Origin of the sequence: Mycobacterium sp. 1465703.0 (assembly GCF_001672975.1) — a bacterium.
Classification (GTDB): Bacteria; Actinomycetota; Actinomycetes; order Mycobacteriales; family Mycobacteriaceae; genus Mycobacterium.
Genome location: NZ_LZKU01000147.1, coordinates 1 through 705 on the forward strand (window position 1 = coordinate 1; position 705 = coordinate 705).

Sequence of the window (705 nt, forward strand, 5' to 3'; positions counted from 1 at the left end):
CACGGTGCGCACCGGGCTGCTGTGGTGGACGGTGGCCATCCACCTGCTGACCTCCATGACGATGGTGTGGCTGGCGGTGCTGCTCTACGTGAAGGTCGGCGAGCCCGATGAGGCAGCGGTTCGCGAGCGTGTGGTCAAGCCGCTGCGCGCCCTGACCGCCCTGTCCGGACTGAATCTGGCCGCGGTGCTGGTCACCGGCACGCTGGTGACGGCCGCCGGCCCGCACGCCGGTGATCGCAGTCCTACCCGGACGGTGCCGCGTCTGAGAGTCGAAGTCGACACCCTGGTGCACCTGCACTCGTCGCTGCTGATCTCGTATCTGACGCTGGTGGTGGGGCTGGGCTTCGGGCTGCTGGCGGTGCGCGCCGGCCGGCCCGTGATGCTGCGGCTTGCGGTCTTATTGGTGCTGGTGCTGGCGCAAGCCGCCGTCGGCACCGCGCAGTACTACACCGGGGTGCCGGCCGTGCTGGTCGCCCTGCACGTTGCCGGCGCCGCGGCATGCACGGCGGCCACCGCGGCGCTATGGGCGGCCATGCGAGAGCGGGCCGAGCCCGAGCCGCTCGCAGGCTGACTCCACCGCAAGCACGAACCGGCGTTCGGCGAGCTCGCGGGCGCCGGCATCCAAGCGCCGCCAGCCACACCATCGTCATGGAGGTCAGCAGGTGGATGGCCACCGTCCACCACAGCAGCCCGGTGCGCACCGTG

At 71.5% G+C, this 705-nt stretch carries 2 pseudogenes; one reads left to right on the forward strand and one right to left on the reverse strand.

Features of this window, described 5'->3' with window-relative positions:
• Positions 1–571: pseudogene (locus A5625_RS13065) on the forward strand (heme A synthase); the annotation flags it as partial.
• Between the two features lie 52 nt (positions 572–623).
• Here the strand turns inward: A5625_RS13065 and A5625_RS30130 are convergent.
• A pseudogene (locus tag A5625_RS30130) lies at positions 624–705 on the reverse strand (hypothetical protein); the annotation flags it as partial.